Source organism: Dawidia cretensis, from assembly GCF_018598175.1.
GTDB lineage: Bacteria > Bacteroidota > Bacteroidia > Cytophagales > Cyclobacteriaceae > Ohtaekwangia > Ohtaekwangia cretensis.
In genome coordinates, this window is sequence record NZ_JAHESE010000001.1 from 438,722 (window position 1) to 459,820 (window position 21,099).

Sequence of the window (21,099 nt, forward strand, 5' to 3'; positions counted from 1 at the left end):
TCCGGGGATTGCGCCAGTTTTTTCAGAAATCGATCCGTTGGTCAAGCCGGGATGTAAACCACCCGGCTATTCGCAGCATGGGTCATGGTACAGTAGTATGCAGTGAAATCCGATGGAGTTTCTTGCCGCTTCTTATTTGTAGGGGGGGTTTCCACCTCGCGGTGCTCCGCTAACGACCGGGAAGTTCTTCGCTTTTTCGGCTGCATTGACGCCTGCGCGACAGCATACTGGTTACCGGCAGCTCGTGGCATTGTCGGTTGTAATGTATCGGCTACCGTGTATTCATATGAAAAAGTTGGCTGCAGGATCTGTTCTTTACCCGAGGAAACTTCCGCCCGGGAGGACGATGGTTTATCCTTTATTGGCGACGAAACACTTTCTGTAGCCGGTACGTTGTCTACTTTACTCAGGTCAGCCTTTTCGGATGCCTTGCCTCCTACTACCATTAACACCTTGGCCGCCCCGGCACGTTTCACTTCTTCTACCGTCCCTTTGTTAGAGGTAAAGCCAAAACGAATGCCTACAGATAGTACGAGGCTGTAGTCTGCATCCGGTGGAAGTTCCCCGAAGGCTATGTCCAGTGACATAGCCGGTGCACCTTCCAGGGCAGCGTGCCAGTCAGTACAGGTATAAACCGATGGCTGGTTATTCGTGTGCCAGGCCGGCGGCTGGTATTCACCCGTTTTCGGATTAAACGCAAAATTCGGGGCAACGCCCAACGTCACCTCGATACGAAACAGGGTGTGCCGGTTGTTCGGAAAGAAATTGATATCCCGCAGCAGCCGGGGAATTTCGACATGCGCGCTGCCGCCCTCGGCGTCAACAGTGGCATTGATCGATGTGCGGAGAATGGAATCGAGGGTATATTTTTGGTTCAGACAAAATCCCTCCAGCAACTTTGTGTGGTTTGATAGAACAATCGGTCTGCGGCCCAGTTCGTTTGCCTCGTCTTGTTTCTGAACCACCTTCATAATCTTGTTGATGGGACCGCTGATATTATAGTCGGCCAGATCCCTGAGCTGTTGCATGGATTGCCGCACATGTTTGCCCATACGTGAGCAACCTCCAAATTCCGTCATATACAATCGCGCCGTAGCAAACGCGGGCGAGTTACGAATTTCGTCACGGCGGGCGCCGCCTTTTTTCCGCATAACGATTTTGTCTGTTCCGCGCATGCGGTATGCGCTAAAATCACCGAGCGAGCCAGTAAAGGTCAGTCCTTCGAGAAGTGCCATAGTGTACTTGGGTTTATGATAACTAATTGATTTTTGTCAACAGTTGCGAGGGCAACAACGGTTGTTTGGCGAATATAGCAAAGGTCGACGTTTAGTACATGTAAATTATTCAGAAATTATTCTATAGGTATAGATAACCCAGTACTTTGGAGGAGTAGCTCATCTGTGGCGTATAACTGGTCAGACACTGGGTTATCTCTTGTTTATTTTCGTCTACGAGTCGAAATTCACAGTTCGTTTGCAGAAAGACTACAGGAAAACATTCATGGCTCGTTCATAAAAAGTATACCGAAGTCCCGGGTGGAACTTCGGTAATACGGAAGAATTTATACCGGAATAGTCCGGTATCTATACCGTTACATCGCCAACGCTATGCGTACCGCTTGCTCTACCGGAGTATAGTTTATGTCTCCGCGCTGCAGAATCAACTCTTCTCTCGACACCAGCGGTGGCTGCGCGAGAAACCTGGGCGTTGTGCCGTGATGCGGTTGCGCGGCATGTACTATAAAAGGATGGCAGAGATATACTGTTCCAGCCTTACCGGTGGCAACAACTTCGTCGTGTGTGGGAAGTGTCGATAAGTTGTCGGCTAGCTCCGTGAACGACAGGCCTGCATCACCCACCGGCTGTAATAATCGGGCAACGTCATGGTGCGAGCCTATACGAATGCGCGTGGGAGCGTCGGCTTCGTGCACATCCGAAAAGAGAAACAACATGAGCAACGCCCGGCCTTTTGACCGCACATTGATCCTCCACTCAAAATAATTACCTGGGTTAAGACCGGGAAAGCTCGCGTCGACGTGCCAGCCGGTATCGCCGGGGTCGTTGGGTGAGGGGAAACGGACAGGGAAGGTGCCCATGCTTCCGCACGGTATCCATCGGCCGCGGCCGACCAGCTGGTCGAAGGCGTTGTGGAGAACGGGGGTGTTGGCCGCAGCGACAAAAGGCGGTTGACTGTACATGCCCAGGCGAATCACCGGGTTAGTCCAGGTGGCGGGATCGTTCGGATCGCAGCCCGTGTCTTTCCATAAAATGGCGCGGGCCTCGGCTGCCAGGGTGGGCGAGAAGGCATTTTCGAGTCGGATATAGCCATCGCTGATAAATTGGTTGATTTGTTGTGTATCGAGATATGCTGACATTTTTGTTCTTCTTAATGGGTTTGAAAAATCATTGCACCCGATCGTACAACAGCCATTGAGGTAATGAAATGAATAGTCTCGTCCATCGGGAGCTCCACGACGGCGTTGTCGATAAAAGGGCAATAGGAAAAAACTGCCTCAGGAATTAAAAGGCAGGATGTCTCTCAGACGGAAAGAAGAAGTTACAATGTAGGAGTCATCCGCATGGATTAAAAATACCAAGAAACACGTCCCGACGCAAGGGCGCAGGATTTGCTCTTGCTCCCGCGCTCACACTGTTTACTGTTGCAGGTTTTTAATCATTGTGAACAGCATCCTGGAGAGCTCATCAGCTTGATTGTAAAATTCACTAAACTCCTTTTCTTCTATGAGCGATTCGTCCTTTAGGACGTCGAGGATGGCTATGCATTCGAAAATTGAGCTTCTGGATATGATGTAGAAGTTTCTGCGGTCTGGTTTAGTAAACCGTCCGGAGCCTTCGGCCAGGTTTAGAACAATGCTGAAAGCTGCTCTTCTGAGCTGGTCGTTGGTGGAGGTGTCTAGTTTTGTGGTTTTGAGGAGGTCCCGGATTCGGGAGTTGAAGGTCTTGGCCTTTTTGTAGACATCGAGTTTTTCGAAATCGAACATAACGGGGAGTTGGTTTAATTGATAACAACGAGACGCGAGGAAAAGGGCCAGAGTGAGTGTGAGAGTGAGAGCGAAGAGAAAAACAGAGTGAGTGTGTTCGCTCTCGCTCTCACACTCACTCTGTTTTTCGTACCCAGAGCGGGAATCGAACCCGCACGACTATTACTAGCCACAGGATTTTAAGTCCTGCGTGTCTACCAGTTCCACCATCCGGGCAGGGATGTTGTTTTAGGGCTTTGGCATCGCTCTAAAACACAAAAAGTGCGAGATAAACCCACACTTTTTATTCTTTCTGTCGCAACGGCTATTGCCGGTGTGACTTGAGCGGGAAACGAGACTCGAACTCGCGACCCCGACCTTGGCAAGGTCGTGCTCTACCAACTGAGCTACTCCCGCGGGATCTCCCATAGCTCTTTCGCTAAGGGAGTGCAAATTTAGTGAGGGTTTGTAATATTCCAACACCCTCACAAATTTTTTTGAAAAAGTTACGCAGATTTCTTCAATTCCTGCTCATACTCCCGCTTTAGCTGGGCGGCGTGGGCCCGGTTCTTCGAAAGTAGTATATGCTTGGGCACTGCCTTCAGGTCCCAGATCAGTCCGACCGCCTGGAAGCTTCGCAGTATATAGTACGTTATATCAATCTCCCACCAGAAGAAACCCTGACGCGCAGCCACTTCATAATAATGGTGGTTGTTGTGCCAGCCTTCGCCCATCGTCAGGAGCGCCAGCCAGATGCTGTTACGACTCTCGTCGTTCGACTCGTACCGCTGCGTGCCGAACTTGTGCATAATCGAGTTGATCGAGAACGTAGCATGGTACAAAATTACCGTGCTTAAAAAGAAGCCGATGAACAGGGACGAGAAGCCGGCCGTGGTAAACATATCTTGTATACCCTCTCCGTTGACGATACCCCCGAGCGCCATGACCACCAGGGCCAGGATGGTCGGCGGTACGAGATAATGTTTGTTGAGCCACATCAGCTCCGGATACTTGGCGTAGTCACCGATGGTTTTGTAGTCGGTCTCTTTAAAGTCGGGGCCGACGATCCAGCCAATGTGCGAGTACCAGAAGCCATAAATCTTCATGGAGTGCGGATCGGCCGGGGTGTCACTGTGGCGGTGGTGATGACGGTGGTGTGCCGCCCACCAGAGTACGCCCTTCTGCGCCGTGGTCTCCGACATAAATGCGATGACGAATTGAAACCAGCGTGAAGTTGTATACGAGCGGTGTGCAAAGTAGCGGTGGTAGCCGCCCGTCACCCAGAACATGCGGGTGAAATATAGTACGGCACACACCGTCCAGTCGAACCAGGTGGCACCTGTGTACAAAGCAGCCAAAGGAACCAGGTGAACAGCGAAAAACGCTACTTCCTGAACCATGATTGGTTTGCTTCTTACTTCTGGTGTTGCTGATGGATTTGTCATTATGCTTATTCGGGTTGTTTACGTGTTTAATCGGGTTGCGAAGTCGCCGTTTTTCCGTCGCGCCTGCAGATCAAACACAAAGGTAACGCATTCAGTTCAAAGGAGTTTGGGGATGTAATATTCTTGCCGAACCGTCTGCATATACGCCAAAAAAGTTCACTTCTACACTGACAAGCGTCAGTTCAGTTAAAGGTCGTTCTACCCGGTGAAGGGTAGTCAATTGTTTGTACGAATTAGCGTATCTTTGCAGCGGATTGACGCCATGAGCCACGCACAGACCATAGCCCTGTATCAGCCGATGCTGCATACGATCGCCTACAACCTGGTACGCTGTAAGCAGGATGCGGAAGATATCGTACAAGAGACTTTTGTGCGCTGGCTGAGTGTTGATCAACAGAAGATCGATAATACCAAGGCGTACCTTATTCGCGCGGTGACGAACAACTGTTTGAATCATCTTAATTCGTTGCGCAAGAAGAAGGAGGATTGTCTCGACAACATGGCCGAGATCATCAAACACTTCAAAGAAACCAACCTCGCGCACCTCGATCTCGACATCCACCTCGCTGCTGCTTTTAAAGTATTGCATACGAAACTTGAACCGCTGGAGCGTGCGGTGTATCTGCTGAAGGAAGTTTTTGACTTCGATTATGAAGACCTGCAGGAGATGCTCGACAAGAAAAAAGAACACTGCCGCCAGCTTCTCTGCCGGGCCAAGAAAAAATTGAGCGAGGAAACGTCGCGCATCAATTTCGAGCTGCCGGATACCTCGAAGCTGATGGAAAGCTTTCGCAATGCTTGCCACTTCGGTAACGCCAGCGACCTGGTGCACGAGCTGAAGAAAGACATTGCTACCGCCATCAGCAAAAAGTTCTAATCGCCGGCTGGCCATCAGCCATCTTATTTCTCTGTTATCTTTTTGTTACGCAAACCGCAGGCGACTAGCTGATGCGACTCCAATTGACCCCTGTTTTTCGCATGGAGTCAATTTGCAGTCGGATGAGTTTGTTTTCCGGCTTTTCAAGCTCGGGGTCATCTTTCAGAATTTCTTTGGCGAGCTCGCGGGCCTCTTGTAAAATGGCGCCGTCCGTAGAAAGGTCGGCCACGAGCAGGTCGAGCGCACCACTTTGTTGGGTGCCCATCAGGTCGCCGGGACCGCGCAGCTTCAGGTCGGTTTCAGCAATGTCAAAGCCATTCGTCGTGCGCACCATGGTCTCGATGCGCGTTTTGGAGTCTGCGCCGAGCTTATTGTTGGTCATCAGAATGCAATACGATTGCTCACCACCGCGGCCGACCCGGCCGCGCAGCTGGTGCAATTGCGAAAGGCCGAAGCGCTCGGCATTTTCAATCACCATCACCGAAGCGTTTGGAACGTCGACGCCTACTTCGATAACCGTGGTCGCTACCATGATCTTGGTTTCGGCTTTTATAAAACGGGCCATTTCGTAGTCTTTGGCCTCAGGCTTCATTTTGCCATGCAAGATGCTGACAGCAATATCCGGAAATGCGCGACAGACACTTTCATATCCGTCCATGAGATGTTTCAGGTCCAGCTTTTCGGACTCGTCAATGAGTGGGTAAACCATATAGACCTGGCGGCCGAGTGCGATCTCCTTCCGAAGGAATTCATTGACCTGCAATCGATGGGCATCAAATTTGTGTAGCGTTTTGATAGGCTTCCGGCCGGCGGGTAGCTGGTCGATCGTCGAAATATCGAGGTCTCCATAAAGTGTCATTGCCAGTGTTCTGGGGATGGGAGTCGCCGTCATGACCAATATATGGGGATACATATCCACATTTTTTTGCCACAATTTTGAGCGCTGGGCGACCCCGAAACGATGTTGTTCGTCAATGATCGAGAGTCCCAAATTGTTGAATTGTACTACTTCTTCCAGCAACGCATGGGTGCCAATGAGGATCTTTAACTCCCCCGATAATAGTCCTTCGTGAATTACTTTTCGTTCCGACTTTTTGGTGGATCCGGTAAGCAACGCGATGGGTAGCTGCATGCTGTCGGCATAGCGCTTCAAGTTCTTGTAGTGTTGCTGGGCCAGGATTTCGGTGGGGGCCATGAGGGCAGCCTGCGCGTTGCCGGCCAGGATGACCAACATGCAAATGAAGGCAACGATGGTTTTGCCGCTGCCGACGTCGCCCTGGAGTAAGCGGTTCATTTGCTTGCCCGACTTCAGGTCGGTATATATTTCGCGAATGACTTTCTTCTGGGCATCGGTCAGCGCAAACGGCAGGTGGTCGTTGTAGAAGGTCGTCAGCAGGCGGGCGTCTTGAAACACCTGGCCGCTGAACTTTTCCTGTCGTACCACCTTCATTTTCAGGAGTCTAAGCTGAATATAGAAGAGCTCTTCGAACTTGAGCCGCTGTTGGGCTTGTGCCAGCTGGTCGGCTGTTTGAGGAAAATGTTTATACTGTAGTGCGTCCTTTTTGGAGATCAACTGGTACTTGTCGGTGACACTGCCGGGTAATGTTTCGCGTATATGGTCGGCTGCTTTGACTAACAACTCCTGCATCAGTTTGGCGATGGCCTTACTGTCTACATGTCGGCTCTTTAATGTTTCGGTTAGGGAATATACCGGATGTAGGGTACCACCCTTCTCATTCTTTGGGGTAAGCAGCTCTATTTCCGGGTGCGCTATGTTGAATTTACTTCCAAAACGTGTGGGCTTGCCAAACACAACGTACTGTACACCGGGTTTGATTTTATCCTGCACCCAGGCTATACCTTTAAACCATACAAGCTCCAGTTCATCGGTTCCATCACTAATATGGGCCACCAATCTTTTTTTGAACCCTGCACCTATAATTTCTTTGCGAATCAATGTACCTTTGATCTGTACATACGGCATCTCATCATAAATGTCATTTATGGCATAAATTTTTACACGATCCTCATGCCGAAACGGGTAGTATTGGATCAAGTCGCCGAATGTAAAAATGTTTAATTCTTTGTTAAGCAACGATGAACGTTGTGGACCTACGCCTTTTAAGTATTCGATGGGTGTTTCAAAAAATGAGGCCATTCTGGGAATTGCTCGAAGAAAACGTTTCAAAGTAACAATTTATAAACAACGTATAATCTTTTTCTGCGTTAGAGGGCTTTGTAGCACATAATCTGGTTACAAAACGATGTTTGGCTTAATCAAGAGGCGCGAAAGAGGGGATGCGAAAAAAGCGAAGAGGGATTTATGAAAATTGATTCGAAGATCTTTAAAGGCATTCAGTACGTAGAGGTAAATCAACTTCCGTCTGAACAGTCCAACAGCATTCTGAAAACGTTTGAAGAGGATAGTTTTATCAAAATCCTCAAGGATGGAAAGATTCTATCCGGTTGTATTCAGTATAGAGATTACGAAGCATGGTATCACACCGTGTATCGTCCCGGCACACAACCGTTTGTAGAAAAAGCTTCCAAGCTAAAGCAGCACGTTGCCCTGGTCGAAGAAGATACAGCAGTGTCAGTTCAACACAACGAATGACTGTTAGGAGTACACGCGCTTGCGTAACTCCTGATATTCCTGCCACATGTCACGTAGTATATCTGCTGCCGGCTGAACTTGCCGAAGGGCGCCGGCTACCTGGCCAATCTCTAATTCACCCGCGTCGAGGTCTCCTTCAAATATACCGAGGCGAGCGCGACGCTTACCCAACAGTGTGCTGAGTTCTTGCACGCTTGCACCTTGCCGCTCGGCGGCTTGCACTTCATCCGAAAACTTATTACGAATCAGGCGCACCGGCGCCAGCTGTTTTAAGATCAGCACCGTTTCACCTTCTGTAGATGTGGTGACACGTTGTTTGAACCGTTCATGTGCAGAAGATTCTTCACTTACTGCAAAGCGACTGCCGACCTGAAAGCCATCGGCACCCAACGCTTCACACGCCAACATGGCACGACCACTCGCAATACCACCCGCAGCCAACAGGGGTACGGTGATAGCATCGCGCACCATGGGAATCAATACCAATGTGGTGGTCTCTTCACGACCATTGTGGCCGCCGGCCTCGAAGCCTTCCGCAACAATTGCGTCGGCGCCTGCCTGCACAGCCTTTAATGCAAATTTGACACTCGACACTACGTGCACCACGGTAATACCGGCTTGTTTCAGAAAGCCAGTCCATGTGCCGGGGTTGCCGGCCGATGTAAAGACTATCGGCACTCGTTCTTCAACAATGATGTTCATCAGCAGATCGATCTCCGGATACAGCAACGGCACGTTTACACCAAACGGTTTGGTGGTGGCCGCTTTACACTTTTGAATGTGTTCGCGAAGTACTGCCGGGTACATGGAGCCGGCGCCGATCAGGCCCAGGCCGCCGGCATTGCTCACGGCCGAGGCCAATCGCCAACCGCTGCACCACACCATGCCGGCTTGAACAATGGGAATCTCGATCTTGAAAAGTTGTTGAATTCGCTGGTTCATACGAGTTGAAAAAATAGTTAATCCGGTTCATTTTCTGTCCCCAATTTGTGCAAAGATTTGTGCAGCTTTTTAGGGCTGTTTTTTGGTAGAAAAAAAGGCCCTTTTTTGGGCCTCCAAAGTTGTCCACAAATTCGAGACGGTCTGTTTTAGGTCTAACTTGTTGATTATCATTGCGGTGAGAGGAAACATAATGGTAATGTGGATAAAAGGTTTAAAATGTGGAAATCTTTTGTTGCTTTATTTCAAGCTATTATAACTACCTGAATTTTAAGGTTTTTCGGGGTTATAAATGAAAGCTTTTCATCAGGTTCCATAAACATTTTGGCCGGTGTTTTGAACATCCCGGTTTTCCAAACGTTTTTTACACCATGAAAAAAATAGTTGCCTTTTTGCTCTTGTCTGCGTCATATTGCTCGGTACAAGCACAGACTGCCACAGTCGTGAAATTTGATCGCATCGAAAAGATCATAAAGACCCAAACCGACGAGGTGCAGGTCATTAACTTTTGGGCGACCTGGTGCGCACCCTGTGTAAAAGAGCTGCCATTGTTTGAAAAGTTGGGAGCCGAAACACCAGGTGTGAAAGTAACGTTGGTAAACCTGGACTTTGCCGACAAGATTGAGAAGGTGAATGCCTTTATGAACCGGAAGAGCATCAAGTCGGAAACGGTGCTGCTGGACGAGATCGACTACAACACCTGGATCGACAAAGTTGACGCATCGTGGCAGGGGGCGATTCCTGCGACGCTGATCGTTAATACCCGCACCGGTCGCAGAAAATTTGTTGAACGCGAGTTAGCAGATGGCGAACTTCAGCAGCTCATTGCTTCTGTACAGTGACCTTAAAAAGTATCGATAACAACCCATAACAGTCTCTCTATATGAAAATACAAAGTATTGCATGGACACTGGCGGTATTCTCCCTGCTGATTTTTTTCGCAGGCCGCCCCCCGGGCTATCAGGTAGGAGATACGGTGGCTACGTTCAAGCTCAAGAATGTAGATGGCAAGATGGTATCCTTATCAGACTATCAGTCGGGTAAGGGTTTAATTGTAGTGTTTGACTGCAACACCTGTCCGTTTTCAAAAGCTTATAACGACCGCATTCAGGCGCTGAATAAGAAGTACGCGGCGCAGGGGTTTCCACTGGTGGCGATTAATGCCAACAGTCCGGAGCTTTCGCCGGGTGATTCGTTCGACAACATGGTGGCGCTGGCCAAACGCGAGAAATATGACTTTCCGTATTTGGTAGACGAGTCGCAAGGAGTGGCCCGGGCTTTTGGCGCCTCCAACACGCCACATGTATTTGTGCTTAAGAAAGAAGGCAACGATTTTAAAGTGGCCTATATCGGGGCGATCGACAATAATAGCCGCGACGCCGATGCTGCTGAAAAAAAATATGTAGAAGAGGCCATTCAGGCACTGTTGGCCAATAAACCCGTACCGACCGAACGGACCAAAGCCATCGGCTGTGGTATCAAGTGGAAGAATGTATAATTGTTGATACTCCCGTTAAGACAGGCCTCCCGGTGCAAGTACAACCCGAGAGGCCTTTTTTTTGCGTTGTGTTTTGTCAAGCTGCTGCAATACAGGCGATGCGGATTTCGCCGCAGCCAGCATTGGTCAGGGCACGGACGCATGCTTCCAGGGTGGCGCCGGTGGTAACGACATCATCTACCAGCAGCAGATTCTTTCCGGCTATTTCACGTGAAACGTTTATACGAAATACATTTTGTACGTTTTCCCACCGTTCGAGCCTGGTTTTGCGTGTTTGGGTGATCGTCTTGACGGTACGCACGACCGCTTTTTCGGAATACGGAATACGTAAGGCTGATGCCAGTCCGGCGGCAAAACAGGCGCTTTGATTGTATCCGCGCTTTCGCTGTCGACTGGGGTGAAGTGGAATCGGTACGATCAGGTCAAACGATGCGGCCTGGTCGGTTTGCAATAATCGCGCACCGTATAATTCGCCGAGCGCGTTTCCGAGCTCGGGCTGATGGCCGTACTTAAGCGCATATAACAATCGCTGCACGCGACTGTCTTTGGAGAACTTCAAAAGCGCCTGTGCTGCGTGTATCGGCATAACGCCCGAGAGGCGTTGGTACAGCAGGTTTTTAGGGTCCAGGTGGTGGTCCGTGTACGGTAATTCGAGCAGGCACGCCGAGCAAATAACGGGTTCGCCTTTGACCCGCGGGTGGGTGCAGGCCGCACAAAGACGGGGAAAGAAGAGCGAAACAAAATCGGAAAAGATAGACTCGAGAGAATTCGCCATTTTTAGAAATATATTTGCCGACAACAGTGTTGTAAAATAAAAAATATTATCAACAAATACTTTATGGGACTCGTCGAGGATTTCAATTCGTACCGGAGCAAAATGAATGATAAGATCATGGACTCCGACAGCCTGATCATTAAGAGAATTTTTAACCTCGATACGAACGCTTATGCGGAAGGCCACCTGGATGTGAAGTCGAAAGAACTGATCGGTTTGACCTGTTCATTGGTCCTCCGCTGCGACGACTGCGTGAAATATCACCTGGGTAAATGTAAAGAGGTCGGTTTCACCACATCGGAAGTTCACGAGGCCATGGGCGTCGCGACACTGGTTGGCGGGACGATTGTTATTCCGCACCTGCGGCGGGCATTTGAATTTTGGGAGGAGCTGCAAAATGTTTAAGCGTGACCTGGAATTGGATCGTACGTGGGCATCGCTGCTTGCGACGGTTGAGACGATGATTGGCAAAAAGCCAAAAGACCTAAACAGCTTCCTGTTTCTGATCGGCGTTCAGGAACTGGGGCGTGGCCAGGCAACTTTTAGCAAGGAGGAAAAACAGGACCTGATGCACATTGGCATTTGTAAAGTGCTGAGCTATGCCGGGTATTATGTGCTGGAGGGATCAGACAAAGACGGCTGGCCACATTGGAAACTGATCAAGAAGCTACCGCATTTCGACCTGCTGGAGCAGGAGAAGCTGCTGAAAATGCTTGTAATAGAATACTTTGAAAAGGAATTTGAGTGGGTTGCCCCGCCGGCCAGCGGATTGACTTTGTAGAAGTGAAGCCCGTATCTTAGACCTTCCTCAACTTTGGAATACGTTACTGCGTTTGTTTATATAATCGAGCATCGAGATGGGAACAGGTATTGAACAGATCCACGAAAAGATTAAGTCCTTCAAAAGGAAGTACTATCTCAACATTTTTCTCCGCGGAGCAATTCTCTCCCTGGCGATTCTGTTTTCGTATTTTCTGTTGGCCGCCGTGGTGGAATATATGTTCTGGCTGGGACCGTGGGCCCGGTTTGTGATCTTCTTCACTTTTCTGGGCGTAGCCAGTTATTGTGTTTACCGGTTTCTGAAAGATCCGCTACGCTGGTGGATCACCCGAAAGGGTCTTGACGAGGAACAAAGCGCGCGGATTATTGGCAATTATCTGCCGAGCGAAAAAGATCGTTTAGTTAACCTCATTCAACTTTCCACGCTTGAGAGCAGCTCGGCGCTCGCGGCCGCCAGTATTCGCCAACGCTCTCAAGACCTGGCACCCGTGCAGTTTGATCATTTCATCGATCTACGCGAGAACCGAAAATACCTGCGATATCTATTTATTCCGGTATTTGTGATTCTGGGCATCGCTATTTTTAACCACAGCATTCTTACCCACAGCGCCGACCGGATTGTTCATTTCAATCGGCATTATTCGCCGGAGGCCCCGTTTCAATTTGTGGTCGACGCCAAGGCGCTTCAGGCGTATTACAATGAACCGTTTACATTAAACCTGCAACTGCAAGGTCAGGCCGTTCCGCAAGACGCTTACCTGCTGCTTGGTAAAAATCGCCTGAAGTTTGAAAACCGCGGTGATGGCAATTTTGCCTACACTTTTGAGAGCGTACAGGAGGCGATGGATTTTCAAGTAGAAGCTGCCGGATTCTTTTCCGATATGTTTCACGTGACGCTGATCAGCCGACCGGAGCTCACACAATTTTCGGTAGCACTGGAATACCCACGTTATCTGCAGCGCCAAAATGAAAAGCTCGTGAATACGGGCAGCCTGGAAATACCCGAAGGCACGCGCGTACGGTGGGAGTTGCAAGCAGCGAACACCGCGAAGGCAAGCATTGTGTTTTCTTCTGATAAAACACCGCAGAATATACAACAATCTGACAATCAATTATTTACATATCAAAAGGAGTTTCGTGACCCCGATGGGTATGAGATCAACCTGAACAACGCCGAGAGCCGGAATAAAGAAAAGATTTCGTATCGGGTGGATGTGATCAAAGATCAGTATCCGCAGATTACTGTCAACAACTTTAAAGATTCGGTGCTCTATCAGCGCGTGGTGCTGGGCGGTACAATCTCTGACGATTATGGGCTCAGCCAACTGGCGTTGACATTCCGCGTGCGAAATGAAAATCAGAAGGAGGTATTGTCGCGTACAATAAACATACCGATCACGCGCAATCAATCACAGCAGAGCTTCTTTTACAACTGGCCGGTAGACTCACTGAAGTTACATCCGGGTGAGCAGTTGGAGTATTATTTACAAGTGTGGGACAACGACGGCGTGAATGGACGGAAGTCTACGAAGTCGACTACTTATTCGTTCATGCTTCCCTCGCAAGAGAATCTGGCCAACGAAATTGTGCGCTCACAAAATCAGACAGAACAGAAGCTCTCACAGAGCAGCACAAAGGCTCAGAAACTTCAGGATCAAATTGAGCAAGCCAACCAGAAGTTGAAAGGGAAGCAGAACATGGATTGGCAAGACAAGAAAATGCTGGAGGACATTGTACAGCAGAAGCAAAGTCTGGACATGATGCTGGAGGAGCTCAAAGAACAGAACAAATTGTTGGAGCAAAAGAAGGATGCCTTCACGGAACAAGATGAACGCATTCGCGAGAAAGCACAGCAGATTCAGAAGCTGATGGAGGAACTGCTGGATGAAGAGACCAAAAAGCTGTTTGAGGAGTTGCAGAAACTTTTGAAAGAAAATTCCGACGCCACGCAACTGCAAAAGTTGATGGACAAGCTCAACCAGAAAACAGACAATCTGGAAAAGGAATTGGAGCGCACGCTTGAGCTCTTCAAGCAGCTGCAGTTTGATTACAAGCTTGATCAGTCGATCGAGGATATCAAAAAGCAGATTGAGAAACAGGAAGAGCTCTTAGAGAAGACAGAGTCGTTGGAGAAAAACAAAGACGATAAAAAAGGCGACAATAAAGATTCCAAAGGCGATAAGGATAAGAAGGGCGACAGCAAAGACGGCAAACAAGATCAACCGGGTAAGAACCCTGACGAACAACAAAAAGATAATCAACAGGGCGCTGATGATCAAAAGAGCGAAAACCAGAAGTTAGCGGAAGAGCAACAGAAGCTTCAGGAAGAATTCCAGAAGTCGTCTGATAAAATGGAAGAGCTCAAAAAATTGGGAGACGAGTTAGACAAAGGTGATAAGCTTCCCTCTAAAGAGGATGCTGACAAAGTAGACCAGGAACAGGAGCAGAGCAAGGAGATGCTGAAGCAGAACCAACCCGCCAAGTCAAAGCCCAAGCAACAGAAGTCCATTCAGCAGATGAAGCAGATGCAGCAGCAAATGGAAGGTGCGCAAAGCTCTATGAGCATGGAAATGGATATGCAGAACATTGAGTCCCTGCGCCAGATCATTCACGGATTGGTAAAGCTTTCATTTGACCAGGAGAACCTGATGAAGAATTTTCATGAGCTGAATCAAAGCGACCCGCGCTTTAATGGTCTGGCTCAACAGCAGATGAAGCTGAAAGATGATGCCCGGGTATTGGAAGACAGCTTGCTGGCCATTGGTAAGCGCGATGCATTCATGGGTTCAATTGTAACGAAAGAGATTGGTGAGCTAAATGACCACCTGGACAAGGTTATCTCTGCCAACCGCGAGCGTAAACGTCCGCAAGCGGCTAGTGAGATGCAGCAAAGCATGACGTCGATCAACAACCTGGCATTGATGTTGGATTCTCACTTCGATATGATGATGCAGATGATGGCCAATGCAAAACCATCTTCTCAGCCTTCCAAGAAGAAGGGACAGAAGCCTAGTGTTAGTCAGATGCAGCAGCAGCTGAATCAAAAGATACAAGAGCTAAAGGGAAGTGGTAAATCGGGCCGTCAGCTGTCGGAAGAGCTGGCAGAGATGGCTGCTGAGCAAGAACGGATCCGGAAAGCCCTGCAAGAAATGCAGGACAAGATGAAAGAGGGGGGAAAGACACCGGGGGGTGATCTGCCGGCGAAGATGGAGCAGACGGAGATGGAGCTGGTGAACAAACAACTAACAGACCAGATGATTAAGCGTCAGCAGGATATCCTGACCCGTTTATTGGAAACAGAGAAGTCTATGCGTGAGCAAGACATGGAGGAAGAGCGAAAAGGGGAGACGGCAAAAGAATACGACAAAGAAATTCCCAAGGCATTTGAAGAATATTTGCGTCTCAAGGAAAAAGAGGTAGAATTGCTGAAAACAGTTCCACCGAAGCTTTACCCTTACTATAAGAAAGAAGTAAACGAATACTTTAAAAGAATCGGAAACCAATAACAAGGCTATAGAGCACCATGAACACCATTAGTATCCAGGTCCCGTCTATCGTAGAGAACATCCGTATGATTGAGAGCTTCATTGACAATGCCAAAGAGCGCTTTCACCTCGACGATGATATTTATGGTAATATCATGATTGCCGTAACAGAAGCGGTGAACAATGCCATAAAGCATGGCAACGCCAGCGACAAAACAAAGAACGTGCATTTAAGCCTGTCCCTGGATGAGAGCATGATCCGGTTCGTAGTAAAGGATGAAGGAGTGGGTTTTGATTATCAGAATCTGCCTGACCCTACTGCCCCGGAGAATATAGAGAAGCCAGGCGGCCGTGGGATTTTCCTGATGAAGCACCTTTCTGACGAGGTAGACTTCAAAGAAGAGGGAAGAATCGTTGAACTGAGCTTTTATATGAATTCCTGATGGCCTCTATACGCTTCTTTTCAGAAGAAACAGAATTTAAGCTCACGCATCCCCGCAAGACATCCTCCTGGATCAAATCTGCCCTAAAGACCGAAAAAAAGACCCTGGGCGATCTGAATTTCATCTTTTGTACGGACGAGTACTTGTTACAGATAAACATGGAGTACTTGGATCACCACACCTACACAGACATCATCACCTTCGACAGCAGCGAAACGCCGGGAACTATTGAAGGTGATATTTTCATTAGCATAGAGCGTATCCAGGAGAATGCCACAAAGTTCGAACGTCCATTCGACGAAGAACTACACAGGGTGATTATTCACGGCGTTTTGCATCTGATTGGTTATGGAGACAAGAGTAAGGCAGCAAAGGCCCAGATGAGAGGAAAGGAAGATACTTATCTATTTTTGCGGCGTATCTAATGTTCCACGTGAAACATAGAACGGTCAGAAAATAAGACAAAGGCGATGTTCCACGTGGAACGCCAAGATAACGACGGTTGAAACTTGAAGGTCCTATAAACATCATGTTCCACGTGGAACATGGCATTGAACCCAGAAATACTTCGATATAATGTTCCACGTGGAACAGAATGTGGAAATGTGGATGGATTTTGTGGGCAACTTTTGATGTTCCACGTGGAACGATTAATAAAACAATAGAATAGATATGTTTCCAGAGTATGACGTCATAGTAGTAGGAGCGGGGCATGCTGGTTGTGAAGCAGCACATGCCGCAGCCATGATGGGTTCGAAGGTATTACTAGTGACGATGAACATGAATACCATCGCCCAGATGTCGTGTAATCCGGCAATGGGTGGTGTAGCGAAAGGCCAGATTGTGCGAGAGATCGACGCGTTGGGAGGAATGTCAGGCATTATCTCTGATAAGTCTGCCATTCAATTCAGAATGCTGAACAGGTCGAAGGGACCGGCTATGTGGAGTCCGCGTACACAGAACGATCGGATGAAGTTCTCTGAAGAGTGGCGGTTAGCCCTCGAACGAACCCCCAACCTGGACTTCTGGCAGGAGACGGTCAAAGAGGTTTTGGTAACGGACGGCAGAACAATAGGAGTAAAGACTTCCCTTGGGCTGGAGATCAAATCAAAATCTGTGGTCCTTACGAATGGCACCTTCCTGAATGGAAAGATCCATATAGGCGAAAAGAACTTCGGTGGGGGGCGCGCCGCGGAAACATCTGCCACTGGTCTGACTGAACAACTCATAAACCTGGGGTTTGAAGCTGGTAGAATGAAAACCGGCACTCCCCCTCGCATAGACGGTAGAAGCCTGGACTACTCCAAGATGGAAGAACAGCCTGGAGACGAGACGCCCGGCAAGTTCTCCTATTCAGACACAACACCCCTGAGTAAACAAGTCAGCTGCTGGATCACCTACACCAATGATGACGTGCACAAGGAGCTTCAAAAAGGGTTCGACAGATCGCCCATGTTCCAGGGACGCATTAAAGGTTTGGGACCGCGCTATTGTCCCTCTATAGAAGATAAAATCAATCGATTCGCTGAGAGAGACCGCCATCAGATCTTTGTAGAACCAGAGGGGTGGAATACAGTCGAAATCTATGTCAACGGATTCTCTACTTCCTTGCCTGAAGACATACAATTTCAGGCGCTACGAAAGATCCCAGGTTTTGAGAAAGCAAAGATGTTCCGCCCAGGATATGCCATTGAGTACGACTTCTTTCCACCGACACAGTTAAAAATGAGCCTGGAGACTCATTTGATAGGCGGATTGTTCTTCGCCGGCCAGATCAACGGCACTACCGGTTATGAAGAGGCGGCATGCCAAGGGCTAATGGCCGGGATCAATGCCCACCATATCGCACACGAAAAAGAGCCGCTGATTCTAAAAAGGTCTGAGGCATATATCGGCGTATTAATAGACGATCTGGTCAACAAAGGCACACAGGAACCATACCGGATGTTCACTTCCCGGGCGGAGTATCGTATCCTCCTACGCCAGGACAACGCCGACCTTCGTTTGACAGAAATAGGCCATAAGATCGGCCTCGCTACCCAGGAACGATACGATGCTTTCACCCAGAAGAAGAATGCAATCCAACAACTCCTGAAAGAGCTCAATACAGTTAAAGTAGAACCCGAAACTATAAATGCCGGTCTGGAAAATATCCAAACCTCTGCTATACGTGAAAAGGTTACGGCGGCCCACCTGTTACGCCGTCCTCAAATAGGCATGCCCGAACTCAGGCAACTGAGTTCCGCGCTACAACACCTATTGAATAATTATACCACCGAAGTGCAGGAAGAAGCAGAGATCGATATTAAATATGAGAGCTACATCGAGCGCGAGCAAAAACTAGCAGAGAAGATCGGATCGCTGGAAGAATACAGAATCAAGCCTGACTTTGACTACGATCGGGTAAAAGCACTCTCCTCTGAAGCACGCGAGAAACTAAAACGAATTAAACCCGAAACCCTCGGACAAGCCACACGCATCAGCGGCGTATCACCGTCTGACATTTCTGTACTAACCATATACATGGGCAAATGATCGACATCAAGATATGTCCAGTATGCGGCGGAGAAAATCTGCAGCGTTTTCTCTCCAGCAAGGACAACACCGTATCCCAACAAGTATTTGAACTTCACCAGTGTCAGACCTGCAAGCTTGGTATCACCACACCCAGGCCAGCCGATCAGGACCTACATCAATACTATCTCTCGGACGATTACATTTCTCACTCCAACAAAGGCACAACCCTGGTTGACAAAGTATACCTGATCGCCCGGAGTTTTACCCTTAAATGGAAGCTTCGAATTGTTCAGCAAGGCAACACCGCTCCCGGAAAGATTCTTGACTATGGCTGTGGTACGGGCGAGTTCTTATCCGCTTGTAGAAACAAAGCCTGGACGACAGTCGGAGTTGAGCCTTCCCAAGCAGCGAGGGAGCAAGCCAAAAAACTCACAGGTTCACCGGTATACGAATCTCTTCAATCTTTTACTGATGACAATTTCACTGTCATTACCCTATGGCATGTACTCGAGCATGTGAGCGACCTGGATGAAACCCTATCCCTGTTAAAAAGCAAGCTCGCTGAAAATGGCACAATCTTTATTGCAGTACCCAATCACAGCAGCTGGGATGGACAACACTATAAAGAGCACTGGGCAGGATATGACACCCCCCGACACCTCTGGCATTTTTCACGTGAAACAATGAAGACACTGATAACCAAGAACGGAATGAAGGTGACGGGAACAATCCCCATGAAGCTGGACTCCTTTTACATCAGCCTGCTGAGCGAGAAATACAAAAACAAACGGTCGTCACTGACAGGTATGCTAAAAGCAACCCTAAACGGCCTTACATCAAATGTAAAAGCCTCAAAATCAGGAGATTACTCCAGTCTAATTTATATTGTCAGAAAATGATCGTCAGAACAGTTTTACCATTCCTTGTATGCGCTCTCTTTCTTCTTTCGTGTGCGCGCCAAACTGCCCCGACAGGGGGGCCTAAGGACACCATCCCGCCGGTGCTTGTCAAGGCTGTGCCATACATCAACCAAACGAATTTCAAAGACAAGGAGCTTACGCTGACGTTCAATGAGGCAGTTCTGCTGAATAACCCAAAAGAGCAGCTCATCATTACCCCGGACATCCAGAAAAAATATAACATCACCGTCAAGAAGAATCAGGTAAAGATTGTGCTCGATACCGATCTGAAAGATAGCACCACATACACCTTCAACTTCCGCGACGCCGTTCAAGACATCACCGAAAAGAATCCCGCCAAGAATATAAAGCTTGCCATTAGTACAGGGACATACGTGGATTCACTCATTATCCAGGGATTGATCTACGACCCACTACGGCCTGTACCTGTAAAAGAAGCGACCGTAGCTTTATACCAAAGTGACACCTTCAACATTTTCAAACACGCTCCCGTCTACATCACTAAAACTGACGAGACCGGGCTCTATGTCATGGAGAACCTGAAGCCGGGAACATATCACGTCTATGCTATAGACGATAGAAACAGAAACTTAATCGCCGACAGTAAAACCGAACAGTACGGATTTGTCGCAGATCCAATCGAGCTACGACGCAACCAAAACCAAATAGACATTCCGATTATTAAGCTCGACACCCGACCGCTCAAGCTTACAAACTCGAGACCGTACAACACCTACTACAACATCAAGCTCTCCAAAAGCCTAGCCGCTTATAAACTCTCCTCTGAAGCTACTCCATGGTTATTCTCATCTTTTGGAGAAGATCAATCAAACATTCGTATCTACAATACTTTCAACAAAGCTGATAGCACCGGCATCAGGATCCAGGCGCGAGATAGTATTTACAACCGCATCGACACAGTACTCTTCGCAAAATTCACGGACCGTGAAGTGAAACCGGAAGCGTTCACTTCCAAAAGTGATGGCTTTAAAGTATTTGCGCGCAAGGGGCTCATCACAGGCAAAATACAATTTAACAAACCGCTGTTCGAGATTAACTACGACAGCATCCTCTATCAGATCGATTCCACTAAAATCGTCACCTTTTCAAAAGACGACATTCAATGGGACTCCCTTCGAAACAGAATAACCATTCACAAGAACTTCGATCCTAAACTACTGATCGAACCGGAGCCCACCGAAAAGCCAAAGGCCAAACCCACTCCAACGGAAAAAGGTGATGCTAAACAGCAACCAAAGAAGGTAATCAAAAACAGATTCTATCTGGGAACAGCTACCTTCATCAGCATCGAGAACGACAGCTCAAAAGCATCGGAAGAAACATTGCGGCCGATCACACTGGAAGAAACCGGTATTATTAGCATTAAGATCCAAACAAGAGAGGAACATTTCTTTGTCCAGTTACTCGACAGGTCGAACAATGTGGTTCGAATGATACGCGACAATAAGAACGCCGTCTTTGAAGATATTATCCCCGCAGAATATCAGATCAGGCTGGTGATTGACCACGATGGCAACGGCGAATGGTCGCCCGGAAACTTCTTTCGGGAGACCGAACCCGAGCCCACCATCTATTATTTAAATGAAAAAGACAACCCCGTAATCAACCTGAAGGCCAATTGGGAGATCGGACCCTTGTTGATAACCTATTGATAACACACGGACATCTTGTGGATAACTTCGACACTCCAACGAGAAAAACCGCTAAAAGCCAACAAACGGCACACGGCCGACGTTCTCCGTGGACAACATGAAAGATACCCACACCCATCCACATTGAAGTTTATACACACATCACTTATCTAC

General features: G+C 48.3%; 19 protein-coding genes and 2 tRNA genes. 12 read left to right on the forward strand and 9 right to left on the reverse strand.

Translation table 11 applies throughout. The features are described 5' to 3' along the window. Positions 1 to 41 precede the first annotated feature (41 nt). The 6 genes from KK062_RS01875 to KK062_RS01900 all read right to left on the reverse strand — a co-directional run bounded on the left by KK062_RS01875 (position 42) and on the right by KK062_RS01900 (position 4,380). The gene (locus KK062_RS01875) at positions 42 to 1,235 is read right to left on the reverse strand and encodes a hypothetical protein (protein WP_254082532.1); all 1,194 of its coding nucleotides are present in this window, start codon (positions 1,233 to 1,235) and stop codon (positions 42 to 44) included. Between the two features lie 356 nt (positions 1,236 to 1,591). After that, on the reverse strand, positions 1,592 to 2,374 hold the full coding sequence (locus KK062_RS01880; RefSeq protein ID WP_254082533.1) for a phytanoyl-CoA dioxygenase family protein: 783 nt from the start codon (positions 2,372 to 2,374) through the stop codon (positions 1,592 to 1,594). Between the two features lie 279 nt (positions 2,375 to 2,653). After that, the gene (locus tag KK062_RS01885) at positions 2,654 to 3,001 is read right to left on the reverse strand and encodes a four helix bundle protein (protein WP_254082534.1); all 348 of its coding nucleotides are present in this window, start codon (positions 2,999 to 3,001) and stop codon (positions 2,654 to 2,656) included. A 130-nt stretch (positions 3,002 to 3,131) separates the two neighbouring features. Continuing rightward, positions 3,132 to 3,217, reverse strand: a tRNA-Leu gene (locus tag KK062_RS01890). A 107-nt stretch (positions 3,218 to 3,324) separates the two neighbouring features. Continuing rightward, positions 3,325 to 3,397 (reverse strand) — tRNA-Gly (locus tag KK062_RS01895). Between the two features lie 89 nt (positions 3,398 to 3,486). Then, positions 3,487 to 4,380: an acyl-CoA desaturase gene (locus tag KK062_RS01900; protein ID WP_254082535.1), complete on the reverse strand. Its 894-nt coding sequence runs from the start codon at positions 4,378 to 4,380 to the stop codon at positions 3,487 to 3,489. 289 nt (positions 4,381 to 4,669) lie between these two features. Here KK062_RS01900 and KK062_RS01905 point away from each other — a divergent pair, with 289 nt between their 5' ends. Beyond that, positions 4,670 to 5,302: a sigma-70 family RNA polymerase sigma factor gene (locus KK062_RS01905; RefSeq protein WP_254082536.1), complete on the forward strand. Its 633-nt coding sequence runs from the start codon at positions 4,670 to 4,672 to the stop codon at positions 5,300 to 5,302. 64 nt (positions 5,303 to 5,366) lie between these two features. Here KK062_RS01905 and recG read toward each other — a convergent pair whose 3' ends face one another. Further along, the gene (gene recG, locus KK062_RS01910; protein ID WP_254082537.1) at positions 5,367 to 7,460 is read right to left on the reverse strand and encodes an ATP-dependent DNA helicase RecG; all 2,094 of its coding nucleotides are present in this window, start codon (positions 7,458 to 7,460) and stop codon (positions 5,367 to 5,369) included. Positions 7,461 to 7,625: 165 nt separating this feature from the next. Between recG and KK062_RS01915 the strand changes: the two genes are divergently transcribed. Then, on the forward strand, positions 7,626 to 7,916 hold the full coding sequence (locus tag KK062_RS01915) for a hypothetical protein (RefSeq protein WP_254082538.1): 291 nt from the start codon (positions 7,626 to 7,628) through the stop codon (positions 7,914 to 7,916). 3 nt (positions 7,917 to 7,919) lie between these two features. On the opposite strand, the gene KK062_RS01920 is transcribed toward KK062_RS01915, so the two are convergent. After that, positions 7,920 to 8,858 carry an NAD(P)H-dependent flavin oxidoreductase gene (locus KK062_RS01920; RefSeq protein ID WP_254082539.1) on the reverse strand — a complete coding sequence of 313 codons (939 nt, stop codon included), beginning with the start codon at positions 8,856 to 8,858 and terminating at the stop codon, positions 7,920 to 7,922. Between the two features lie 368 nt (positions 8,859 to 9,226). Between KK062_RS01920 and KK062_RS01925 the strand changes: the two genes are divergently transcribed. Further along, positions 9,227 to 9,697 (forward strand): TlpA family protein disulfide reductase, encoded by a 471-nt coding sequence (locus tag KK062_RS01925; RefSeq protein WP_254082540.1) that lies wholly within the window; start codon positions 9,227 to 9,229, stop codon positions 9,695 to 9,697. A 41-nt stretch (positions 9,698 to 9,738) separates the two neighbouring features. Then, a complete protein-coding gene (locus KK062_RS01930; RefSeq protein WP_254082541.1) occupies positions 9,739 to 10,353 on the forward strand; it encodes a thioredoxin family protein in 615 nt (204 codons plus the stop codon). Between the two features lie 76 nt (positions 10,354 to 10,429). On the opposite strand, the gene KK062_RS01935 is transcribed toward KK062_RS01930, so the two are convergent. Further along, positions 10,430 to 11,128: a ComF family protein gene (locus tag KK062_RS01935; RefSeq protein WP_254082542.1), complete on the reverse strand. Its 699-nt coding sequence runs from the start codon at positions 11,126 to 11,128 to the stop codon at positions 10,430 to 10,432. Positions 11,129 to 11,191: 63 nt separating this feature from the next. Between KK062_RS01935 and KK062_RS01940 the strand changes: the two genes are divergently transcribed. The 8 genes from KK062_RS01940 to KK062_RS01975 all read left to right on the forward strand — a co-directional run bounded on the left by KK062_RS01940 (position 11,192) and on the right by KK062_RS01975 (position 20,946). Then, positions 11,192 to 11,533: a carboxymuconolactone decarboxylase family protein gene (locus tag KK062_RS01940; RefSeq protein WP_254082543.1), complete on the forward strand. Its 342-nt coding sequence runs from the start codon at positions 11,192 to 11,194 to the stop codon at positions 11,531 to 11,533. Continuing rightward, positions 11,526 to 11,909 (forward strand): hypothetical protein, encoded by a 384-nt coding sequence (locus tag KK062_RS01945; RefSeq protein ID WP_254082544.1) that lies wholly within the window; start codon positions 11,526 to 11,528, stop codon positions 11,907 to 11,909. The genes KK062_RS01940 and KK062_RS01945 overlap by 8 nt, the downstream gene beginning before the upstream one ends. Positions 11,910 to 11,985: 76 nt before the next feature. Then, positions 11,986 to 15,414: a DUF4175 family protein gene (locus KK062_RS01950; RefSeq protein WP_254082545.1), complete on the forward strand. Its 3,429-nt coding sequence runs from the start codon at positions 11,986 to 11,988 to the stop codon at positions 15,412 to 15,414. Positions 15,415 to 15,431: 17 nt separating this feature from the next. Continuing rightward, positions 15,432 to 15,836 (forward strand): ATP-binding protein, encoded by a 405-nt coding sequence (locus KK062_RS01955; protein ID WP_254082546.1) that lies wholly within the window; start codon positions 15,432 to 15,434, stop codon positions 15,834 to 15,836. Further along, the gene (gene ybeY / locus KK062_RS01960) at positions 15,836 to 16,261 is read left to right on the forward strand and encodes an rRNA maturation RNase YbeY (RefSeq protein WP_254082547.1); all 426 of its coding nucleotides are present in this window, start codon (positions 15,836 to 15,838) and stop codon (positions 16,259 to 16,261) included. The genes KK062_RS01955 and ybeY overlap by 1 nt, the downstream gene beginning before the upstream one ends. Positions 16,262 to 16,508: 247 nt before the next feature. Then, positions 16,509 to 18,371, forward strand: coding sequence for a tRNA uridine-5-carboxymethylaminomethyl(34) synthesis enzyme MnmG (mnmG, locus tag KK062_RS01965; RefSeq protein WP_254082548.1), 1,863 nt, complete (start codon positions 16,509 to 16,511; stop codon positions 18,369 to 18,371). Then, positions 18,368 to 19,252: a class I SAM-dependent methyltransferase gene (locus KK062_RS01970; protein WP_254082549.1), complete on the forward strand. Its 885-nt coding sequence runs from the start codon at positions 18,368 to 18,370 to the stop codon at positions 19,250 to 19,252. Before mnmG ends, KK062_RS01970 begins: the two co-directional genes overlap by 4 nt. Continuing rightward, positions 19,249 to 20,946: an Ig-like domain-containing protein gene (locus KK062_RS01975; RefSeq protein ID WP_262899119.1), complete on the forward strand. Its 1,698-nt coding sequence runs from the start codon at positions 19,249 to 19,251 to the stop codon at positions 20,944 to 20,946. Before KK062_RS01970 ends, KK062_RS01975 begins: the two co-directional genes overlap by 4 nt. Positions 20,947 to 21,099: the final 153 nt, after the last annotated feature.

Excerpts from the sequence above, each read along its gene's own strand:
- KK062_RS01875 (WP_254082532.1), bottom strand. The coding sequence starts at position 1,235 with ATGGCACTTCTCGAAGGACTGACCTTTACTGGCTCGCTCGGTGATTTT.
- KK062_RS01880 (WP_254082533.1), bottom strand. The coding sequence starts at position 2,374 with ATGTCAGCATATCTCGATACACAACAAATCAACCAATTTATCAGCGAT.
- KK062_RS01885 (WP_254082534.1), bottom strand. The coding sequence starts at position 3,001 with ATGTTCGATTTCGAAAAACTCGATGTCTACAAAAAGGCCAAGACCTTC.
- KK062_RS01900 (WP_254082535.1), bottom strand. The coding sequence starts at position 4,380 with ATGGTTCAGGAAGTAGCGTTTTTCGCTGTTCACCTGGTTCCTTTGGCT.
- recG (WP_254082537.1), bottom strand. The coding sequence starts at position 7,460 with ATGGCCTCATTTTTTGAAACACCCATCGAATACTTAAAAGGCGTAGGT.
- KK062_RS01915 (WP_254082538.1), top strand. The coding sequence starts at position 7,626 with ATGAAAATTGATTCGAAGATCTTTAAAGGCATTCAGTACGTAGAGGTA.
- KK062_RS01920 (WP_254082539.1), bottom strand. The coding sequence starts at position 8,858 with ATGAACCAGCGAATTCAACAACTTTTCAAGATCGAGATTCCCATTGTT.
- KK062_RS01925 (WP_254082540.1), top strand. The coding sequence starts at position 9,227 with ATGAAAAAAATAGTTGCCTTTTTGCTCTTGTCTGCGTCATATTGCTCG.
- KK062_RS01930 (WP_254082541.1), top strand. The coding sequence starts at position 9,739 with ATGAAAATACAAAGTATTGCATGGACACTGGCGGTATTCTCCCTGCTG.
- KK062_RS01935 (WP_254082542.1), bottom strand. The coding sequence starts at position 11,128 with ATGGCGAATTCTCTCGAGTCTATCTTTTCCGATTTTGTTTCGCTCTTC.
- KK062_RS01940 (WP_254082543.1), top strand. The coding sequence starts at position 11,192 with ATGGGACTCGTCGAGGATTTCAATTCGTACCGGAGCAAAATGAATGAT.
- KK062_RS01945 (WP_254082544.1), top strand. The coding sequence starts at position 11,526 with ATGTTTAAGCGTGACCTGGAATTGGATCGTACGTGGGCATCGCTGCTT.
- KK062_RS01950 (WP_254082545.1), top strand. The coding sequence starts at position 11,986 with ATGGGAACAGGTATTGAACAGATCCACGAAAAGATTAAGTCCTTCAAA.
- KK062_RS01955 (WP_254082546.1), top strand. The coding sequence starts at position 15,432 with ATGAACACCATTAGTATCCAGGTCCCGTCTATCGTAGAGAACATCCGT.
- ybeY (WP_254082547.1), top strand. The coding sequence starts at position 15,836 with ATGGCCTCTATACGCTTCTTTTCAGAAGAAACAGAATTTAAGCTCACG.
- mnmG (WP_254082548.1), top strand. The coding sequence starts at position 16,509 with ATGTTTCCAGAGTATGACGTCATAGTAGTAGGAGCGGGGCATGCTGGT.
- KK062_RS01970 (WP_254082549.1), top strand. The coding sequence starts at position 18,368 with ATGATCGACATCAAGATATGTCCAGTATGCGGCGGAGAAAATCTGCAG.
- KK062_RS01975 (WP_262899119.1), top strand. The coding sequence starts at position 19,249 with ATGATCGTCAGAACAGTTTTACCATTCCTTGTATGCGCTCTCTTTCTT.